This window comes from Thalassobaculum sp. OXR-137, from assembly GCF_034377285.1.
Lineage (GTDB): Bacteria > Pseudomonadota > Alphaproteobacteria > Thalassobaculales > Thalassobaculaceae > Thalassobaculum.
In genome coordinates this window covers 1,494,659-1,512,982 of sequence record NZ_CP139715.1, presented here as the reverse complement: position 1 = coordinate 1,512,982, position 18,324 = coordinate 1,494,659, and the positions used below count along the sequence as shown (strand labels likewise).

The following is an 18,324-nucleotide window of genomic DNA, read 5'->3' as shown; positions in this document are numbered from 1 at the left end:
GTAAAGACGGCGCAGAAATATCGCGGCGTATCCTGAAACAGGGATAGGGCGTCGATTGAAGGTGTGGCTTCTCTTCACTGTCGGATGAGAAGAGGCGCCGTGCCGTGAACCTCAAGCCCGTTGAGAGAAGCCTGGGCGTACAGCCCAGATTTACCACCAAGTCGACCATCGGCGAGTTGGCGGGACCCGCCGTGGTCCTGCCAGACGACGTCACCCTGCGCGAGGTGGCCGGTACCTTCTTCGCCCGTCCCGCCCTGACCGCCCTGGTCATCGACGGGTCCGGGGGCCGGGAACCGGCGCTGATCCCGCGAGGCCGCTTCACCGAATTCCAGAGCCGGCCGTTCTTCGACGAGTTGTTTGCCGGCAAGCCGGTCGATGCCTATCTGCACAAGGCCGGCGGCGAAACCCTGGTGTTCGAGGCCGACGCGCCGATCTACGAGGTCGCCGAGATCGCCCTCGACCGCGATGGTGCCGCCGTCTACGACCCGATCGTCGTCACCCCGGACGATGGGCCCCCGACCCTGGCCGATATGCGCGACCTGGTCCGCGCCCAGGCGGAGATCCTGCGCTCCTCCAGCCGCAACGCCAACGAGACGCTCAGCCGGTTCCTGAAGAGCCAGGAGGAACTGCTCCAGGCGCGCAAGATGGAGGCCGTCGGCACCCTGTCCGCCGGTCTCGCCCACGAGCTGAACACCCCGCTGCAGTTCCTCGGCAGCAACGTGACCTTCCTGGAAAGCCTCTACGAGGACTACCACGAGGCCTTCGCCGCCCTCGGACCGAGCTTCCAGGAGGACTGGTGCGAGGAGTACCCCAGCGCCGTCCACGACATGCAGATGGGTCTCGCCCGCATGGCGGAGATCGTCGCCGCGATGAAGACCTTCAGCGACCGCGAGGGCACCAGCTACGCGCAGATCGACGTGAACGAGACGATTCGCACCGCCGTGACCCTGATCCGGGGGCGGATCCGACAGGGCGCCGACCTGCGGCTGGAGCTGGCCGAGAGCCTGCCGGAGGTCCGCGGCGTCGCCAATTCCCTGGCCCAGGCCTGGGTCAACGTCCTGACCAACGCCATTCAGGCCGTGGAATCGAGCGACCCAGAGCGCCCGCGCATCATTTCGATCCGCAGCACAGCGGCCGACGGAACGGTGACCGTGGAGATCGCCGATACCGGTACCGGCATGGCAGAGGACGTGGCCGCGCGCTGCTTCGAGCCGTTCTTCACCACCCGGCCGCCCGGGCACGGCGCCGGCCAGGGCCTGACCACCGTCCACCGCTCCATCACCCTGGAACACCGCGGCCGCATCGAGATCGAGAGCGCGCCGGGGGTAGGGACGACCGTCCACGTCGCCCTGCCGGCGGAATGACGGCGCGGTGCCCGCCTCCCCATCTGCGGACTGCCGGGTCGCGGCGGTGGGCGCATCCTGTTCGAAGACGTCGATCTAGACGCGAAAGGGACGACCGATGAGCATGGCAATCAGCAGTTCGCGCTCCACCTTGCCCCCCGGTGCCGGCATCGACCGGATCCTCATCGTCGACGACATCCAGGAGATGCGTCAGACCCTGCGGCGGATGCTGCGCTGGGCCGGTGTCCGGGAAGTCGACCTGGCCTCGGACATCGGCGAGGCCCGCACCGCCCTTGAGGCGGCTAAAGTCCGCGGCAAACCCTACGACCTGATCTTCGCCGACCAGATGATGCCCGGCGGCAGCGGCGTCGAACTGGTGCAGGAGATCGTCGCGCGCAACCTGATCGAACGTCGGCATACCGGCCTGTTCCTGCTCACCGGCGTGCCCGATCTCGACCTGGAAAGCGAGGCCAAGAAGAGCGGGGCCCTGGCGGTGCTGGAAAAGCCGATCAGCACCGAAAAGCTGCTGGCCGTGATCCAGCGCTGGAGCACCTACCGGGCGAACAGCAAGGCGGGGGCGGCATCATGAACGCCCAGGCCCCGAAACCGAACCTGGTCTTCCTCGACGACGATCAGAACTTCCTCGACGGCCTGCGCCGGGCGCTGAACAAGTACAAGAACGAGTGGAACATTGCCTTCGTCTCCACCGCCGACGAAGCCTTCGCCAAGTTCGGCGATCGGCGGGTCGACATCCTGATCAGCGACCACGACATGCCCGGCATGATGGGCGACACCGTGATGGAGGTGGTGCGCCAGCGCTGGCCCGGCACCGTGCGGGTGATGCTCTCAGGCAGACCGATCCCGGCCATCGCCCCGCTGCTGATGGGCGTCGCCCACCGGACCTTTTCCAAACCCTGCGACCCGGACCAGCTCTCGCTCTACCTCTCGCGGGTGATCGTCGCGATCCGGCTGATGAAGAACCCGCTGGTGCTGGAACTGGTCGGCGGCCTGTCCTCGCCGCCCATGCCGCGCAGCGTCATCGAAGCCGCGCGCGAGAAGCATCTGAAGGCCGATTTCCAGATCGCCGCCGCCCTGTTCCAGCTCGCCACCAGCCATCTCAGCGGCGAGGGCACGTCCCATGCCGGCGACGACAGCAGCATCCGCCTGGCCATCGCCGAGCTGGAGCGTAGCGCCCGCACCGACACCCATATCGTCGGCAACCCGCTCATCGACATGCTGTGGGACGAAGCCTCCGAGATCACCGCCACGGTGCAGCGGATGGCGAAGGCCGCCAATCTCGACCATGCCAAGCAGCGCGAGCTCGGCATCGCCGGCCCCTACTGCAATGTCGGGTCGATCGCCCTGGCTCAGGTGCTGCCGTGGAACTACGCCTCGACGGTGGGCACCTCGGATACACCGTTGCGCTGGGAGCGCGAGAAGACCGCCTTCGGCGCAACCGGGCTGAATGTCGGCGCCTTTCTGCTGACCATCTGGGGCTTCCCGGAGGACATCATCGACGAGGTGCGCTCCCAGGATGTCACCCTGGCCACCATGGGCAACCATCCGCGCGAAGTCCGGGTCCTGGCCGGGGCGCGCGACCGGTCCTGGCCGGAACTGGTCGAGATCGAGAAGAGCCTGGCGGCGGAAGCCTCCGCCGCGTAGGGACCGTTCGGGCCGCGGCGCCGCGCGGCCGGCCCGCTCACCGCACGCGCAGGGCTTCGCACCACCCGGCCAGCGCCTCGGCGACCGCCGGCGCGCCTCGCAGGGATGGCTCGATCAGCCGGCCCTCGACACGACCCTCAGGCCCCACCGCCTCCCCCTCCTCGGCCAGCAGCGCCGCCACATGGACCGCCAGGGCGGGGCTCAGGGCATCGCCGGTCTGGCGCTCGGGACGATGGTGGCCGCTGACCGCCTCCACGATCGCGCCCGGCAGCCCCCAGGCATCGAGCAGATAGCCGGCGACGGCGGCATGGTCGGCACCGAAATCGGCGCGCTCGGCGGCGGCGAGATCGGCCCCGCGCCCGCCATGCCTGGTGACCAGGGCGTCGTAGTCCTCCCCCAGATTCTCCGCCAGGACCAGGATGCCGATATCGTGCATCAGACCCGCGGTATAGGCCTCGTCCATGGCCGCCTGGCTGAGCCCCGCGTCCCGCAGCATGCGCCGGGCGAAGCAGGCGACCTCCAGGTTGTGGTCGACGAAGCGCGCGACCTCGCGGCCGCCGATCCCGGTGCGCCGCATCTGGCCGACGACCCCGAACTGCAGGGCCAGGGCCTTGACCGTGTCGACGCCGAGAAAGCTGACCGCCTGGTGAATCGAGCGGACCGTGGAGGCGAGCCCGAAATAGGAGGAATTGCAGATCTGCAGCAGCTTCGCCGTGAGACCCGGGTCGCGGCCGACGATCTCGTCGATCCGTTCGGCCGAGACCTGGGGCTTCTGGAGCTCCGCCATCAGGTCGAGATACACCGAGGGCGGGCTCGGGATGCAGCTCAGGCTGGACATCAGCCGGCGCAGCGGATCGCTCGCCAGCGCCGCCCGGCCGGCCAGGGCGCGGCCGATCTTCTGCTCCAACTGCTCGGCGTCGCAGGGCTTGGACAGGTACTGGTGGCTGACCACAACCGCCCGCAGGGCCGTCTCCTCGTCGCATTGGCCGGACAGCACGAAGCGCGCGGTGTCGGGATAGCGGTCCTTCACCGCCTCCAGGAGAGTGGCACCGTCCATCTCCGGCATGCGCATGTCGGAGACCACCACGTCGATGGGAGTCTGTGCCATCAGCGCCAGGGCCTCGCGTCCGCCACCGGCGAAATGCATGCTCCAGTCGTGCCGCTTGTGGCGCAGCATGCGCCGGATGCCCTGCAGAACATTGGGTTCGTCGTCGACGAACAGAACGCTGGTCTCAGCCATAAATCTGCTCTCCCTGGGCGGCCCGCTTTCCCTGCGCGGTCGGGGCAGGGTCGAAGGTCAGGGTGAAGACCGTCCCCTCCCCGATGGTGGAGCGCACGGTCATCCGCCCGCCGTGCTTGCGCACGATCGCGTCGGAGATCGCCAGTCCCTGGCCGGTGCCGCGGCCCGGCTCCTTGGTGGTGAAGAAGGGTTCGAAGATCTTGGAGCGGATCTCCTCCGGGATGCCCGGCCCGTCGTCGCCGATCTCCAGCTCGACTCCGGACCCGTGGCGCCGCGAGGCGATGGTGATCCGGCCGAGGGACGAGCGGCCCTGTTCCTCGATCGACTGGGCGGCATTGACCAGGAGATTGACGACCACCTGGGTCAGTTCGCCCGCATTGCCGAGGATGATCGGGGCCTCGCGGGACAGATCCATCTCGACCTCGGCCTGGTATTTCCACTGGTTGCGGGTCACCGTCACCGCGGTCTCGACGATCGCGTTCAGGTCGACCTCGCTCTCCTGGCGGTCGCTGGGATGGGAGAACTCGCGGATCGCCCGCACGATCTGGGCGATGCGCTCGGCCCCGTCGATCGACTGGGCGGCGGCGGCCGGAATCTCCTCCATCAGGAAATCGTAGTCGACGGCCTCGAACCGCTCGCGCAGGGCGGCGAGGGCCTCGCCACGGGCCGCGTCGGCCTCCGCCTCCAGCACCGCCCGGCAGGCCTCCAGCACCGGCCCCATCTCCTCGAAGGACACTTTCAGGAAGCCCAGATTGTCGCTGAGATACTGGACCGGCGTATTGATCTCGTGGGCAATGCCGCCGGCGAGGGTGCCGAGCGCTTCGAACTTTCCCGATTCCATGAGCTGGCACTGCATGCGCTCGCGCTCGCGGATCTCCTCGCGGCGGCGGGTGACGTCGCGCTGGATGCCGACGAAATGGGTGAGTTCGCCCGCGCCGTTGCGCACCGGCACCACCGCCAGCTCGTTCCAGAACGCTGTGCCGTCCTTGCGCCGGTTCAGGAGCTCCACCCGGGTCTGGCGGCCCGCCTGGATGCCCTCGCGCAGAGCGCGGCGCGCCTCGGGATCGGCGTCCTCCCCGGCCAGCAGCCGGCAGTTACGCCCCCGGATCTCCTCGAATGTGTAGCCGGTGATCTGGGTGAAGGCGGGGTTGCAGTAGATCAGCGGATTGTCCGCCGCCCGCGCGTCGGAGATCGTCACCCCGTTCGGGATGGCGGTGACGACGGCGGCCAGCAGCTTGTTCGACTCCACCTCGGCCCGCAGATCCGCGTTCACCCGGTCGAGCTCGGCCACCCGCTCGCGGACCCGTTCCTCCAGGGTCTCGTTGATCGCCCGCAGCTTGTCCTCCGCCTCCTTCAGGTCGGTGACGTCGGTGCGGATGCCGGCGATGCCGCCGTCGGGCGTGCGCCGCTCGGAGATCTGGACCCAGCGTCCGTTGCCGAGCTTCTGCAGCATCGTTCCCTGGGGATTACGGTGCCGGTCCAGGCGCTCGGCAACCACCTCCTCCAGGCTGCGGCCGGTCAGGTCGTATTGGCCGTGTGCCGCGCCGTAGCGGATCACGTCCTCGAACCGGGCCCCTTCGGCGATGGCCGGCGCGCTCTCCTGGTAGAAGTCGCGGTACTGCCGGTTGAAGGTGACCAGCCGATCCTCCGCGTCGTAATAGGCGAAGGCCTCGGTGATGGTGTCGAGGGCGGTCTGAAGCTGCCGCCTCGTGTCCTTGACCGCGCGGCGCAGCCGGCCCGGCTCGGCCTCCAGCCGGCGCAGCAGCGCCACCAGGGCGGCGATCAGCGCCAGCAGCAGGGCACCCTCCAGGGCGAGGGAGCGCTGCATCTCCGCGTCGGAGCCGAGGCTGGCCCATCCGCCGGCGGGCCGGGCCAGGATCTGCCAGCTTCCGCCGTTGAACTGGATCGGCGCGGTTACCGGAGCGTCCTCGATGATCGTCGGGCTCCCATAGAACACGGCCCCCGCGTCCCCGGTCCCGTCGCGTCCGCGCAGGGCGATGTCCAGGCCGCCCCGTGCCCCGACCATACCGGCCCCGCCGATACCGGCATCGACGATACCGGCCTCGGCCAGCAGCGGCTCCAGGTCGATCAGCACCACCGCCAGACCCCAGAACCGGTCCGCTGCCGGACCGACGAAGACCGGCAGGCGGCCGATCACGGCCGTGCCGCCCTGGCGCAGGGAGACCGGGCCCGCCAGCAGCAGGGAGCGGCTGCGGATCGTCTCCTCCACCGCCGCGCGGCGGGCCGGATCGGCGCGCAGGTCGTGGCCGAGGGCGGCCTCGTTGCCCGCCAGCGGATAGACGTCGGAGACCACGGCATCGCGCGCGAGTTGCACGCTGCGCAGGTTGGCGACCCGCGCGGTGACGGCGCGGGCGAAGGTGGCGAACTGGTCGGGGGAGAGATCCGGCTCGAGCGCCACCAGGGCGGCGAGGGCGTTGACCACCTCGAGCCGGGCGGTGAGTGCGTGTTCGAGCCGGGCGCGGATGACGCCGACCTCACGGCTCACCCCGAGCCGCTCCCGGGCGGTGGCGAGGTCGAGCTTGTCGACCGCGTGCCAGGCGAAGACCGCCGTCGCGGCGATACAGGCGGTGACCACGAGGGTCCGGGGCGTCCACCAGGTCCGTTTCATGCTCACCGCCTTCTCGAAGGGTGAGAGGATCAGGCTCGTAGCTATCGCCCGGCGGGGGCTATCGCGGCATTCCCATATGTGGAGGGCGGAACGACCGGATGCTCAGGCGGGCGAGGCGAGCGCCGGGCCGAGCATCCGTTCGGCCGTGTCGAGGGCCGCGTCCACGCCCCAGGGCGCGTTGACGAGGATGAGCCCGCTGCCGCGCATCCCGGGTGTGTCGGCGGCGGTGTGGAAGCGGACCTCGCGCCGGAGCACGGCCGGCAGGTCGGCGGCGAGAAGCCGGGCGGCCATCGGCTCGTGCAGGCCGGCCGCCAGGATCGGGTACCAGATCATGACCGTCGCCTGCGGCCATTTCCGATGCAGGGCGACCGTCACGTCGGCGACCTGGAGATACTCGGTCTTGACCTCGTAGCTGGGGTCGATCAGCACCAGGCCGCGGCGCGGGGTCGGCGGCGAGAGCGCCAGCAGCCCCTCGTAACCGTCGCGGCGGTGGATATGGACGTTGCGCCCCCTCATCGCCCGTTTCAGGGCGGCGTGCTCCTGGGGATGCAGTTCCATCAGGTGCAGCACATCCTCCGGCCCGAGCAGCTGGGCGGCGATCATCGGCGAGCCGGGATAGAAGCCGGTGCCGTAGGCCTGTTCGGTCAGACGGATCGCTGTCGCCAGCGGGTGGTCAGGGGGGACGGCGCCCTCGGCGATCAGCCGCAGGATTCCGGCCTTGGCTTCTCCGGTCTTCTCCGCCTCCGGCGAGGCGAGATCGTAGACGGCCCGTCCGGCGTGGCTTTCCAGGTAGCTCAGCGGCTTCGGCTTTTCCCGCAGCCGCAGGCAGAGCGCGGCGAGCGCCGCATGCTTGTGGACATCGGCGAGGCAGCCCGCGTGGTATCCGTGCTGATAGGACAGCATCCGTCCCGTCTCGGCAGCTTCGTGGCAGGGGCGCCTGCGTAGCACGCGGACGCGTGTCCGTCGCGCCAAACAACAAAAAAGCCGCCCAACGGAGCTCCGGGCGCACTCCACGGCTTACCCGACGAACTTGGGCATGATCCAACGCGGCAACGCCAGGATCGCGTCCGGGAACAGGATCACGAACAGCAGCACGCCGAGCATCGGCAGCAGGATGATCAGGACGTCCTTGAGGGCGTGCACCAGTTTTATGTTGCCGATCGACGCGGCGATCAGCAGGCACAGGCCGTAGGGGGGCGTCACCAGACCGAAAGCGAGCGACACCACGCCGATGATGGCGAAGTGGATCGGGTGCATGCCCGCCGCCTGGGCGACCGGGAACAGGACGGTGCCGAGGATGATGATCGCCGGGATGGCGTCGATGAACATGCCGACGATCAGAAACGCCGCCGCGATCAGCAGCCCGGTCTCCACCGGGCCGCTGCCCCAGGCCGCCATCACGGTCACCAGCGATTTGGGGATCTGGAAGAAGGCGAGGATCCATCCGAAGGCCGACGCGGTGCCGATGCAGAACAGCGAGATCGCTGCGAACCGGGCACTCTCGTACAGCACCCGGGGCAGGGTCTTTACGGTGAAGGTGCGGTACACGAACAGGCCGATGACGAGCGCGTAGAGCACCGCCACCACCGAGGCCTCGGTCGGCGTGAAGAACCCGCCGACGATCCCGCCGACGATGATCAGCGGCGTCATCAGCGGCAGGGCCGCGTTGAGGATCGCGTGTCCGACCTCGGGCAGGGTGGAACGGGCGTAGACCGGGTAGCCGCGCCGGATCGCGTAGATGTAGACCAGCGTCATCATCGACCCGGCGATCAGGATGCCCGGCAGCACGCCGGCCAGAAACAGGCCGCCGATCGACACCGACATCAGCCCGCCCCAGACCACCATCAGGATGCTGGGCGGGATGATCACGCCCATCACCGAGGAGCAGGCGGTGATCGCCACCGAGAAGCTGGAATCGTAACCCTGCTTCTTCATCTGCGGGATCAGCAGCGACCCGATGCCGGCGGCGTCGGCGGTCGAGGATCCGGAGATCCCGGCGAACAGCATCGAGACCGTGACGTTGATATGGCCAAGGCCGCCCGGCAGATGGCCGACCAGCGCCTTCGACAGATCGATCAGCCGCTGGGTGATGCCGGCCGAGTTCATCAGATTGGCGGCCAGCAGGAAGAACGGCACCGCCAGCAGCACGAACGAGTTGTAGGAGCTGAACATCTGGTCGAACAGCAGACTGGGCGACAGCCGGTCCGACAGGAAGAACACCGGAACGCAGGCGAGGCCCAGGGCGAAGGCCACGGGCACCCGCAGGGCGACCAGGACCCCGAAGGTCCCGAACAGAATGGCGGCAACCTCACCCGGCGACATCGACGTCTCCCCCAGGGGCCATGCCGCGGATCATGGCGATGTCCGCGGCGAGTTTTTCGATCAGGAACAGGGTCCAGACGAGTCCGGCCAGGGGCCAGGCGATGAAGATGGCGATCATCGGCAGTTCGGCGATTTCCGAGGACTGAAGCAGCCCCTGCTCGGCGAATTCCTTGCCGTACCACACGAAGCACAGCGCCAGCGCGGCCATGATCGTGTGGACCAGAAGCCTGGCCCAGCCCCGCCCGGCCCGGGTCCTCGGGGTCGGCAGGATGTCGACGTCGAAATGGCTGTCGTCGCGCACGGCGATCATGGCGCCGAGCATGATGATCCACACGAAGCAGAACCGGGCGGCCTCCTCCGTCCAGATGTAGCGCGGGATGAACGGCACATAGCGCGCGAGGATCTGCAGGGTGACCGGCACGATCAGCAGCGTGATCAGGACGGTGATCGCGACCCGCAGGATCCGGTCGATCGCGTCGAGGAACTTGGTCAGTGTCGGAGTCATCAGGAGCAACCCGCCTCGTGGACGAAGGGCACGCAAACCGGCAGCGAACGATCGGGGAGCCGATCGTTCGCCGGGTGGCCGGTTTTGGTCTGCTGCAGGGCTATTGGATGCTGTTGATCTTCTCGAGCACCGCGGTTGCGCCCAGTTCCTCGGCATAGGCCTTCTTCACCGGCTCGGCCAGTTCCAGGAGCTTGGCGCGGTCGGTGAAGGTGTGGGTCTTCAACTTGCCCTCGCTCTCCATCTTGGCGAGCTTCTCGGAGTCCTGGGACGACTCGATATCGCGGCCGTGCTTACCCGCTTCCTTGCCCGCGCTCATGACGCAGGCCTGCAGGTCGGCCGGCAGTCTCTCGAACGTCTTGCCGCTGAAGCCGATCGGCCGGACCGTGATGGCGTGCTGGGTGAGCGAGATGTCCGGACCGACTTCGTAGAACTTCATCTGCTCGATGCCGGCAGCCTCGTTTTCGGCCGCGTCGATCACACCGGTCTGGATGGCGTTGTAGACTTCCGAATAGGCGATCACGGTCGGGGCGGCGGTGATGGCCTGGAAGATCTGGGTCTGGATCGGCGCGCCCATCACACGGATCGGCAGATCCTTTAGGTCTTCCATGTTCTCCACCGGCCGCTTGACGATCAGGTTGCGGGTGCCCCCGCCGGCATAGCCGATCAGGATCACGTCGGCCTTTTTCTTTACGTCCTCGGCGATGGGGGCCAGCCCGTCCTGATCGAGCACCTTGTTCCAGTGGTCGAGGTCGCGGAACAGGAACGGCATGTCCATCAGCGGCGCCATCTTGGAGTAGGTCGACATGTGCGACGGCGACACGATCGCGTAGTCGACGGATACGCCCTTACTCATGTAGTTGAAGTAGTCCTTCTCCAGGCCCAGTTCGCTGTTTCGGTGAAGCACGAACTTGATCGGCTTGTTGTAGCAGGCCGTCGTCAGTTCCTCGAACTTCAGCAGCGCCTTGTTGAAGGCATGGTTGTCGTCGAACTGCACGGCGCCGTGCAGCTCGATCTCCTGCGCGGCGGCCGGCAGGGCGGCCACGGCCAACAGGCAGGCACCGGCGAGAGCGCCGGCCATGCGGGTGCGGTAGGTCATGTTTCACTCCCCTTATGAGCGATTATCTGACCCGCCGATCGTTTGAGGTGCCGACGGGTTTGCGGTCGGCTGTTACCGACACCGGACAGCGTAGGTCCGCCTTGGGGGAGCTGGCAATACGGCGGACCAGGAAAGGGTGTGAAGCTGGGTCCTGAAACACAATGCGTAGGTATTTGGACGGCAACTTTTCTTGGATAGGGGGAAGGCACTCGTCAGAGAAAGCCCCTCCGCGGCGGTCGGTTCCAGGACGCAATCACATCCCCCAATGACCGTACTCGGCCGATAGGATCGTACGTCTCGAACGACCGCTACGGGTCGCTGTCACACGAACTCATGGCTGACGCCGGTCTCGGCCGGTAACCCGACCCCATGAAGCCGATCTCATGCGCCCGCTTGAACGATCCGCCGTCGATCGGTCCTGGCTCTATCCTTCACCCAGCTTCCGCCGTCGACGCTCCGCGTCGTCCCAGGCCGTGAGCGCCTGGTAGTCCGGCACGAAGCCCAGGCCCTTCTGGGCGTCCGAGGAGACCGCCTGCTGCGAGGTGACCACGTCGATCACGGCCGGCGCGTTGGCCAGGGCGCGCTCCAGAGCCGCCGGGAGGTCGGCCGGATCCTCCACCCTTTCGCCATGGGCGCCGAGGCCCCGGGCCATGGCGGCATAGTCGCAATGCTGCAGGGTGGTGCCGACGACCCGGCCGCCGTAATTGATCTCCTGGTCGAACCGCTCGATGTTCCAGGCGGCGTTGTTGGAGACGATGAAGACGGCCTTCGCGCCGTGACGGACCGCGCTGTCGATCTCCATCGCGTTCTGGCCGAAGGCGCCGTCTCCGTTCACCGAGATCACCTGGCGGTGCGGCTCGGCCAGGGCGGCCGCGACCGCGAAGGGCACGCCGACGCCGAGACAGCCGAAGGCGCCGGCGTCCATATAGGTCCGCGCCGTCAGGCCGACCCGCGCGAAGCTCAGCAGGTCGCCGCCGTCGGCCACGGCGATGTAATCGGGATCGGCCACCGACTGGATCGCCTCGAAGATGGCAGTGGGATGGATCTTGCCGTCGGGGCCCGTTACCGGACCCACCTTCTCCGCGCCCTTGGCGATCCGCTCGCGATGCTTGCCGCGCAGGCCGGACAGCCAGTCGCCGTCGCGGTCGCCCACATCGTTGCCCAGCGCGGCGCAGATGGCGTCCAGCGCGAGGCCGACATCGGCCAGGATCTCCGGCGCGCCGCGCCGGTTGTCCACCAGCTCGCCCGCGGTATCGGCGATCCGTAGGAACCTGGCCTCCGGGAACACCGCCGGCGAGCCGAACGCCACCTGGTAGTCCAATTTACGCCCCAGGGTGATCACCAGGTCGGCCTGCCCCATGGCGGCGGCCCGCACCGCGCCGACGACCGAGGGGTGATCGGCCGGCACAAGACCGCGGCTCTCTTGGGTGTCGAGATAGAGCGCGTCGGCGGTGTCGAGAAAACGGACCAGTTCATCGCCGGCCCAGCGCGCGCCCCGGCCGCTGATGACCAGCGGGCGGCGGGCGGCGCGGATGGCGTCGGCCGCCTCCGCCACGCGGTCGGCGGAGGGGGCGGGACGGCGCGACGGCTTCGGCGCCAGCCAGTCCGCCGGGATCAGGGTCTCCGGCAAATGGGTGCGCAGCACGTCGGTCGGCACTTCGATATAGACCGCCCCGGGCTCGCCCAGGTCGCCCATGGCGCGGGCGATGGCCTCGTCGAGCTCGCGGATCACCTGCTCCGGCACGCGGGCGGTGCGGGCATAGCGGGTCACCGGGCGCAGGATGTCCACATGGGGAATGTCCTGCAGCGGGCCCATATTCGCCTGCGGCCGAGAGGTGCAGCCGCCGATCAGCAGCACCGGGACCCGGGCGAGCGACGCATTGGCCATCGCCGTCACCGTGTTGGTCACGCCCGGTCCCGCGGTCACCATGGCGACGCCGAGACCGCCGGTCAGCTCCGCGTGGGCATGGGCCATGTGCACGGCCGCCGCCTCGTGGCGCACGTCGTAGATCTTCAGGCCGCGCCGGGCGGCATGGTCCCAGATCGGCTGGATGTGACCGCCCTGCAGGCCGAAGATCCGGTCGATCCCGCGCATTTCCAGGGCCTTGGCGATCCAGGCCGCCACGCTGAGCTGATCGGTGTTGAGATCTTGGATGTCGGTGGTCACGGAATCCTCCTTCCCGCCTCCCGGGCAGGTTCTTGTGAGTCAGGGTCTGGCGGCGCGGTCCTTGAGCAGGTCGCGCAGGATGGCGTGCTGGATCTTGCCGGTGGCGGTACGCGGCATCTCGTCGGCGGCGAGGAAGGTGATCGCGCGCGGCCGCTTGTATCCGGCCAGCCGATTGCGCGACCACTCGATCAGGTCGTCGCCCGAGACGGTCTCGCCGTCGCGCAGCACCACCGCCGCCTCCACCCGCTCGCCCCACTTGTCGTCCGGGCGACCGACCACGGCCACGTCGCGCACCGCCGGGTGCTGCGCCAGCACCGCTTCCACTTCGGTCGGGTAGATGTTCTCGCCGCCGGAGATGATCATGTTCTTCTTGCGGTCGATCAGCCGGATGAAACCGTCGGCCTCCCGCACCGCCACGTCGCCGACGCTGAGATAGTCGCCGCGGAACGCCTCGGCGGTCTTCTCGGGACGGTTCCAGTAGCCGTCGAACGCATAGGGGCCGCAGCTGTACAGCTCGCCCGGCGTGCCGTCCGGCACTTCGGCGCCGGCGTCGTCCAGCAGGCGGATCGGCAGGGAGCCGACCACCTCGCGGCCGACCGACCCCAGATGGTCGAACTGCTCGCTTGGGTGCAGCATCGTCACCCAACCGGCCTCGGTCGATCCGTAGAGCTCGAACAGCCCGGAATTCGGAAACATCTCCATGACCCGGCGCTTGGTCTCGACCCGCGCGGGTGCGGAGGAGACCATGAGCTTCTCGACCCGACCGAGATCGCCGGCCTTGCCGCGGACCTCCAGCATCATCTCGTAATGGGTCGGCACCAGGGAGGTGAAGGTCGAGCCGGTTTCCGCGAAGGCGCGCAGGCACAGCTCTGGGTCGAAGCTCCGCCGCGAGAATACCGTGGTCGCGGCACCGCAATACAGGAACGAGGTGAAGAAGTTCAGCGAGTTGGCATGGCACATGGGCATGACCAGCAGCGCTGAATCCCGGCGGCCGAGACCGAGTTCGATTTCGGTCATCATCGCCAGGTTGCTCATGCCTTCGTGGCCGCGGATCGCCCCCTTCGGATTGCCGGTCGTCCCGGAGGTGTACATCAGACACCAGGGGTCGCCCGGAGCGACCCGGATCCCGGGTTCCGTCGCGGCCGCCGCTGCGAGGAGCGGCTCGTAGCTCCCCCATCCCGCCGGCCCGCTGTCCTGGCCCAGGGCGATGAAGCGATCGTCGGCGATGTCCAGATCGGCGCGGATTTCCTCGATCGCCGCGGTCAGCCCATGCTCGGCGATGACGGCCTTGGCACCGCAATCCTGGAGAATGAAGCGGATCTCGGGTCCGACCAGACGGAAGTTCACCGGTACCGCGACCAGGCCCGCCTTGGCGACAGCGGCGTAGATCTCCAGCCACTCGATGCGGTTCCAGGCGAGCACGCCGATCCGGTCGCCCTTCTGCAAGCCGAGGCCGAGCAGCCCGTTCGCCAGGCGACAGGCGCGGTCGTTCCAGGTGCGGAAGGTCATGTCCCGCTCCAGGTCGCGGGCGCCGATACGCTCCGGCTGCAGGCGGGCATGGGCGGACAACATCTGCCCGATCGTCGGCATGGGTGTCATCTGCGTGTCCTCAGGATTGCGCCGCTTCCAGGACCTCGGCGAGCCGGTCGGCGGCGTGGGTCACGTGGTCGATGGCGAGCCGTTCGGCCTGCTCCGGGTCGCCGGACGCCACCGCGTCCAGGATCTCGCCATGCTGGCGCCAGATGACGACGGGCTCCTCGGCCCGGCGCAGCACGTCGCCCATGGCCCGGCGCAGAAACCGCCAATGCGGTTCGGCCGCCACCGCGACCATCGGATTGCCGGACGCGGCGTAGATCAGGCTGTGGAACGCATCGTCGGCATGGACCTGGCCCGCGATGTCGCCGGCGGCGACGGCGGCGTTGCCGTCCGCCAGGATCTCCGCGCCGCGCCGCTTCAGCACTGTCGCCCGGGCGCCATCGTCCCGGATCCGCTGGGCCGCGGTCCGCGTCGCCCATCCGTCCAGGGCGGAACGGATCCCGTAGTGATCGCGCATCCGGGTCGGGTCGAGCGGGGCGACGAACAACCCCCGGCGCCCCAGTTCCTCGACCAGACCGTCGGCCTTGAGGCGGTTCATCGCCTGCTGGATCGGCTGGCGGGAGACGTCGAACCTCTCCGCCAGCTTCTCCTGAATCAGATGCATGCCGGGCGCGAGCCTGCCGTTGCAGATCTCGTCGACGATCTGGTCGTAAATCTGGTCCGAGAGGCTGGGGGCGGTCTTCAACATGGTTCCGCTGCTACCGTCGTATTGAACTCTGAATTCAGAGTTCAATATTCGATAACACGGCGAGGGTCAAGCGGGTCGATGGATCGATCGGCGTCGGAAGCCACACCGCGCGGTGCAGACGGCATCGACGCGCCGGCAGGTTTCAGCAAAAAGCCGGCGATCTGATGATCGCCGGCTTATGGGCGTGGCGGCTCCGAGTGGTTCGAGCCGGCAAGACTTAGAGGAAGGGTCGGATGGCCCCGTCGGGATTAAGCGAGCATCTGGACGCGACCAGCGGAGCGACGGTTAGCGAAGATAGACGGTCACCCGGCGGTTCTCCGGCTCCCTCACGTCGTCGGCCGTGGCGACCCGAGAGTTCGCTTCGCCCATGCCGAGCGTGGTGATGTGACCGACGACCACGCCCCGGCCGCCGAGATACGCGCGCACCGCGTCGCCGCGGCGCTCAGACAGCAGCTGGTTGTACGCGATCGACCCCGCCCGATCCGTATAGGCGGTCAGTTCGACCAGCTGGGCTTTCTGCTCCAATGCGGCGATCGCGACGCGATCCAGGATCGCAGCCGCCTGAGGCGTGATGGCCGACCTGTCGAAGTCGAAGAAGACCATGTAGCCGTCCACCGGGAAGGGCGAGACGGGCAACGGCGCGCTGGGCCCTGCGGCGACCTTCGGCGCCATGGCGGCATCGACCTCGCCCATGGCCGCCATATAGGCGTCACGGCATGCGGCGATGTCCCAGGTCTGCCACCCTTCTTCCTGCTGCTCGGCCCAACAGTCGAACTTCGCCTGGGCGCGGGCGATCTGGACGGGCGCCTTCTGGATCGCACCCCCGTTCAGCGCAGCCAGGAGACGGGTGTGCTGGGTGCGCAGGTCGGTCAGCGCATTCGGGTCGGCGATATTACGGTCTTCCAGATCGTCCGGCATGACCCGGGCACCGGCCGCAGCGGCCTGCGCCTTGTCGGCGTAATCCCTGCCATCGAACCAGTCATACATCTCGTCCACTTCGAAGATGACGAGTTCACGGTAGTTGGCGGCGAGGTGCTGATCAAAGCCTTCGCCCGTGAAGGACGAGCTCTTGACCTCATCCACCTGACCGAAAAACGGATCGGCGGCAGCAGGCTGAGAAAGCAGTAATGCCACGCCTATGAGCGGGAATGCATACTTAGAATATATCATTTTCATCTTATAGACTCCTGTATAAAGCCGCTATCTCACGGGAAAACTCTCGTTATGATTGGCTTTATTATTCTATAATTATACACAGAAAGGGAAATTTGTAAATTTATTTCGTATTACAGTTTAGTATTGATTCAGTGCATTCGGTGAATATTTCGATCGATATGTAGTAAATTTAATATTCGTGGAGAGAATGGCGATTTCAAAGAGATTGCCATCACCGTTTCTTTTTATCCTCCGGCGAGACCGATTCCTGGTCCCGCCGGAAGATGATTTTTCTTAGTAGTCGGCCATAGCCATGGTGCCGGAATTTTCAACCTTCTCCGCGACCATTGCTTCGGTGGTGATCAGCAGACCCGCGATCGAGGCCGCACCTTGCAGCGCGAGTCTCACGACCTTTGTCGGGTCGATGATCCCGGCCTTCGCCATATCGACATACTCTCCGGAGCGCGCGTCGAAGCCGAGGCCGATATCGGCCTTGTCCAGGAGCTTACCGACGATGATCGAGGCATCGGCGCCGGCATTGGCGTAAATCTGACGCGCCGGGGCCTGCAGCGCACGACGGACGATGTCGATGCCGACCTTCTGGTCGTCGTTCTCCGGGTTGAGGCCGCCGAGGTTCTGGCTGGCATAGAGCAGGGTCACGCCGCCACCGGCGACGATCCCTTCCTCGACCGCAGCCCGGGTTGCGTGCACCGCATCGTCCACCCGGTCCTTGCGTTCCTTGGCCTCGACCTCGGTGACGCCGCCCACACGGATGACGGCCACGCCGCCGGCCAGCTTGGCCATCCGCTCCTGCAGCTTCTCCTTGTCATAGTCCGACGTCGCCTCGTCGGCCTGCGCGCGAATCTGGGTGCAACGGGCCTCGATCGCCGTCGTCTCGCCGCCGCCGTCGATGATCGTGGTGCTGTCCTTTTCGATCCGGACCCGACGCGCGGTTCCGAGCATCTCGAGGGTCACGCTCTCGAGCTTGATGCCGATGTCCTCGGTAATGACCTGACCGCCGGTCAGGATCGCGAGGTCTTCGAGCATGGCCTTGCGGCGGTCGCCGAAACCGGGCGCCTTGACCGCGGCGACCTTGAGTCCGCCTCGAAGCTTGTTGACGACAAGCGTCGCCAGGGCTTCGCCGTCGACATCCTCGGCCACGATCAGCAGCGGCCGGCCGCTCTGCGCGATGGCCTCGAGAACCGGCAGGATCGCCTGGATGCCAGGCAGTTTCTTGTCGTGCAGGAGGATATAAGGATCCTCCAACTCGCAGATCATCTTCTCCGCGTTCGTCACGAAGTAGGGGGACAGGTACCCGCGGTCGAACTGCATCCCATCGACGATGTCGAGTTCGGTCTCGGCCGATTTCGACTCCTCGATCGTGATCACGCCCGCATTGCCGACCTTGTCCATGGCCTTGGCAATCATCTCGCCAATCTCGCGGTCGTCATTCGCGGAGATCGTCCCGACCTGCGCGATCTCGGCATTGGTCTCGATCTTCCGGGAGACCCGCTCCAACTCGCCCGCGACCGCCGTGACGGCAAGGTCGATGCCGCGCTTCAGGTCCATCGGGTTCATGCCGGCCGCAACGGCCTTCGCCCCTTCGCGCATGATCGCATGGGCCAGGACCGTGGCGGTCGTGGTGCCGTCGCCGGCAAGGTCGCTGGCCCGGTTGGCCACCTCCTTCACCATCTGGGCTCCCATATTCTCGAACCGATCGGACAGCTCGATTTCCCGGGCGACGGTGACGCCGTCCTTGGTGATCCTGGGCGCGCCATAGGCCTTGGCGAGGAGAACGTTTCGGCCTTTCGGACCCAGCGTCACCCGAACGGCGTGTGCAAGAATATCGATGCCGCGCAGCATGCTGTCGCGGGCATCGGTGTTGAATCTGACTTCCTTGGCGGACATGGTCGATCTCCTG

General features: G+C 67.3%; 14 protein-coding genes. 3 read left to right on the top strand and 11 right to left on the bottom strand.

Annotated elements, in window-relative coordinates:
- Positions 1–104 precede the first annotated feature (104 nt).
- The 3 genes from T8K17_RS07095 (at position 105) to T8K17_RS07085 (ending at position 3,005) form a co-directional block, all read left to right on the top strand.
- On the top strand, positions 105–1,364 hold the full coding sequence (locus T8K17_RS07095; RefSeq protein WP_322333794.1) for a sensor histidine kinase: 1,260 nt from the start codon (positions 105–107) through the stop codon (positions 1,362–1,364).
- Positions 1,365–1,467: 103 nt separating this feature from the next.
- The gene (locus T8K17_RS07090; RefSeq protein ID WP_322333793.1) at positions 1,468–1,932 is read left to right on the top strand and encodes a response regulator; all 465 of its coding nucleotides are present in this window, start codon (positions 1,468–1,470) and stop codon (positions 1,930–1,932) included.
- Positions 1,929–3,005: a response regulator gene (locus T8K17_RS07085; protein WP_322333792.1), complete on the top strand. Its 1,077-nt coding sequence runs from the start codon at positions 1,929–1,931 to the stop codon at positions 3,003–3,005. Before T8K17_RS07090 ends, T8K17_RS07085 begins: the two co-directional genes overlap by 4 nt.
- A 37-nt stretch (positions 3,006–3,042) precedes the next feature.
- Here T8K17_RS07085 and T8K17_RS07080 read toward each other — a convergent pair whose 3' ends face one another.
- From T8K17_RS07080 to groL, 11 genes are all read right to left on the bottom strand, one after another.
- Positions 3,043–4,245 carry a response regulator gene (locus T8K17_RS07080; protein WP_322333791.1) on the bottom strand — a complete coding sequence of 401 codons (1,203 nt, stop codon included), beginning with the start codon at positions 4,243–4,245 and terminating at the stop codon, positions 3,043–3,045.
- Complete coding sequence (locus T8K17_RS07075; RefSeq protein WP_322333790.1) at positions 4,238–6,874, bottom strand: ATP-binding protein; 2,637 nt, start codon at positions 6,872–6,874, stop codon at positions 4,238–4,240. The genes T8K17_RS07080 and T8K17_RS07075 overlap by 8 nt, the downstream gene beginning before the upstream one ends.
- Positions 6,875–6,976: 102 nt before the next feature.
- The gene (locus T8K17_RS07070; protein WP_322333789.1) at positions 6,977–7,777 is read right to left on the bottom strand and encodes a 23S rRNA (adenine(2030)-N(6))-methyltransferase RlmJ; all 801 of its coding nucleotides are present in this window, start codon (positions 7,775–7,777) and stop codon (positions 6,977–6,979) included.
- 114 nt (positions 7,778–7,891) lie between these two features.
- The gene (locus T8K17_RS07065) at positions 7,892–9,196 is read right to left on the bottom strand and encodes a TRAP transporter large permease (RefSeq protein WP_322333788.1); all 1,305 of its coding nucleotides are present in this window, start codon (positions 9,194–9,196) and stop codon (positions 7,892–7,894) included.
- Positions 9,183–9,701: a TRAP transporter small permease gene (locus tag T8K17_RS07060; protein WP_322333787.1), complete on the bottom strand. Its 519-nt coding sequence runs from the start codon at positions 9,699–9,701 to the stop codon at positions 9,183–9,185. Before T8K17_RS07060 ends, T8K17_RS07065 begins: the two co-directional genes overlap by 14 nt.
- 100 nt (positions 9,702–9,801) lie before the next feature.
- Positions 9,802–10,797: a TRAP transporter substrate-binding protein gene (locus T8K17_RS07055; RefSeq protein ID WP_322333786.1), complete on the bottom strand. Its 996-nt coding sequence runs from the start codon at positions 10,795–10,797 to the stop codon at positions 9,802–9,804.
- Between the two features lie 424 nt (positions 10,798–11,221).
- On the bottom strand, positions 11,222–12,964 hold the full coding sequence (locus T8K17_RS07050) for a thiamine pyrophosphate-binding protein (protein ID WP_322333785.1): 1,743 nt from the start codon (positions 12,962–12,964) through the stop codon (positions 11,222–11,224).
- A gap of 39 nt (positions 12,965–13,003) precedes the next feature.
- Entirely contained in the window at positions 13,004–14,563 is a 1,560-nt protein-coding gene (locus T8K17_RS07045; protein ID WP_322333784.1) for a class I adenylate-forming enzyme family protein, read from the bottom strand.
- A 10-nt stretch (positions 14,564–14,573) separates the two neighbouring features.
- The gene (locus T8K17_RS07040; RefSeq protein ID WP_322333783.1) at positions 14,574–15,248 is read right to left on the bottom strand and encodes a GntR family transcriptional regulator; all 675 of its coding nucleotides are present in this window, start codon (positions 15,246–15,248) and stop codon (positions 14,574–14,576) included.
- A gap of 285 nt (positions 15,249–15,533) precedes the next feature.
- On the bottom strand, positions 15,534–16,424 hold the full coding sequence (locus tag T8K17_RS07035; protein ID WP_322333782.1) for an OmpA family protein: 891 nt from the start codon (positions 16,422–16,424) through the stop codon (positions 15,534–15,536).
- Positions 16,425–16,697: 273 nt separating this feature from the next.
- A complete protein-coding gene (gene groL, locus T8K17_RS07030) occupies positions 16,698–18,311 on the bottom strand; it encodes a chaperonin GroEL (RefSeq protein WP_322333781.1) in 1,614 nt (537 codons plus the stop codon).
- Between the last annotated feature and the right edge of the window lie 13 nt (positions 18,312–18,324).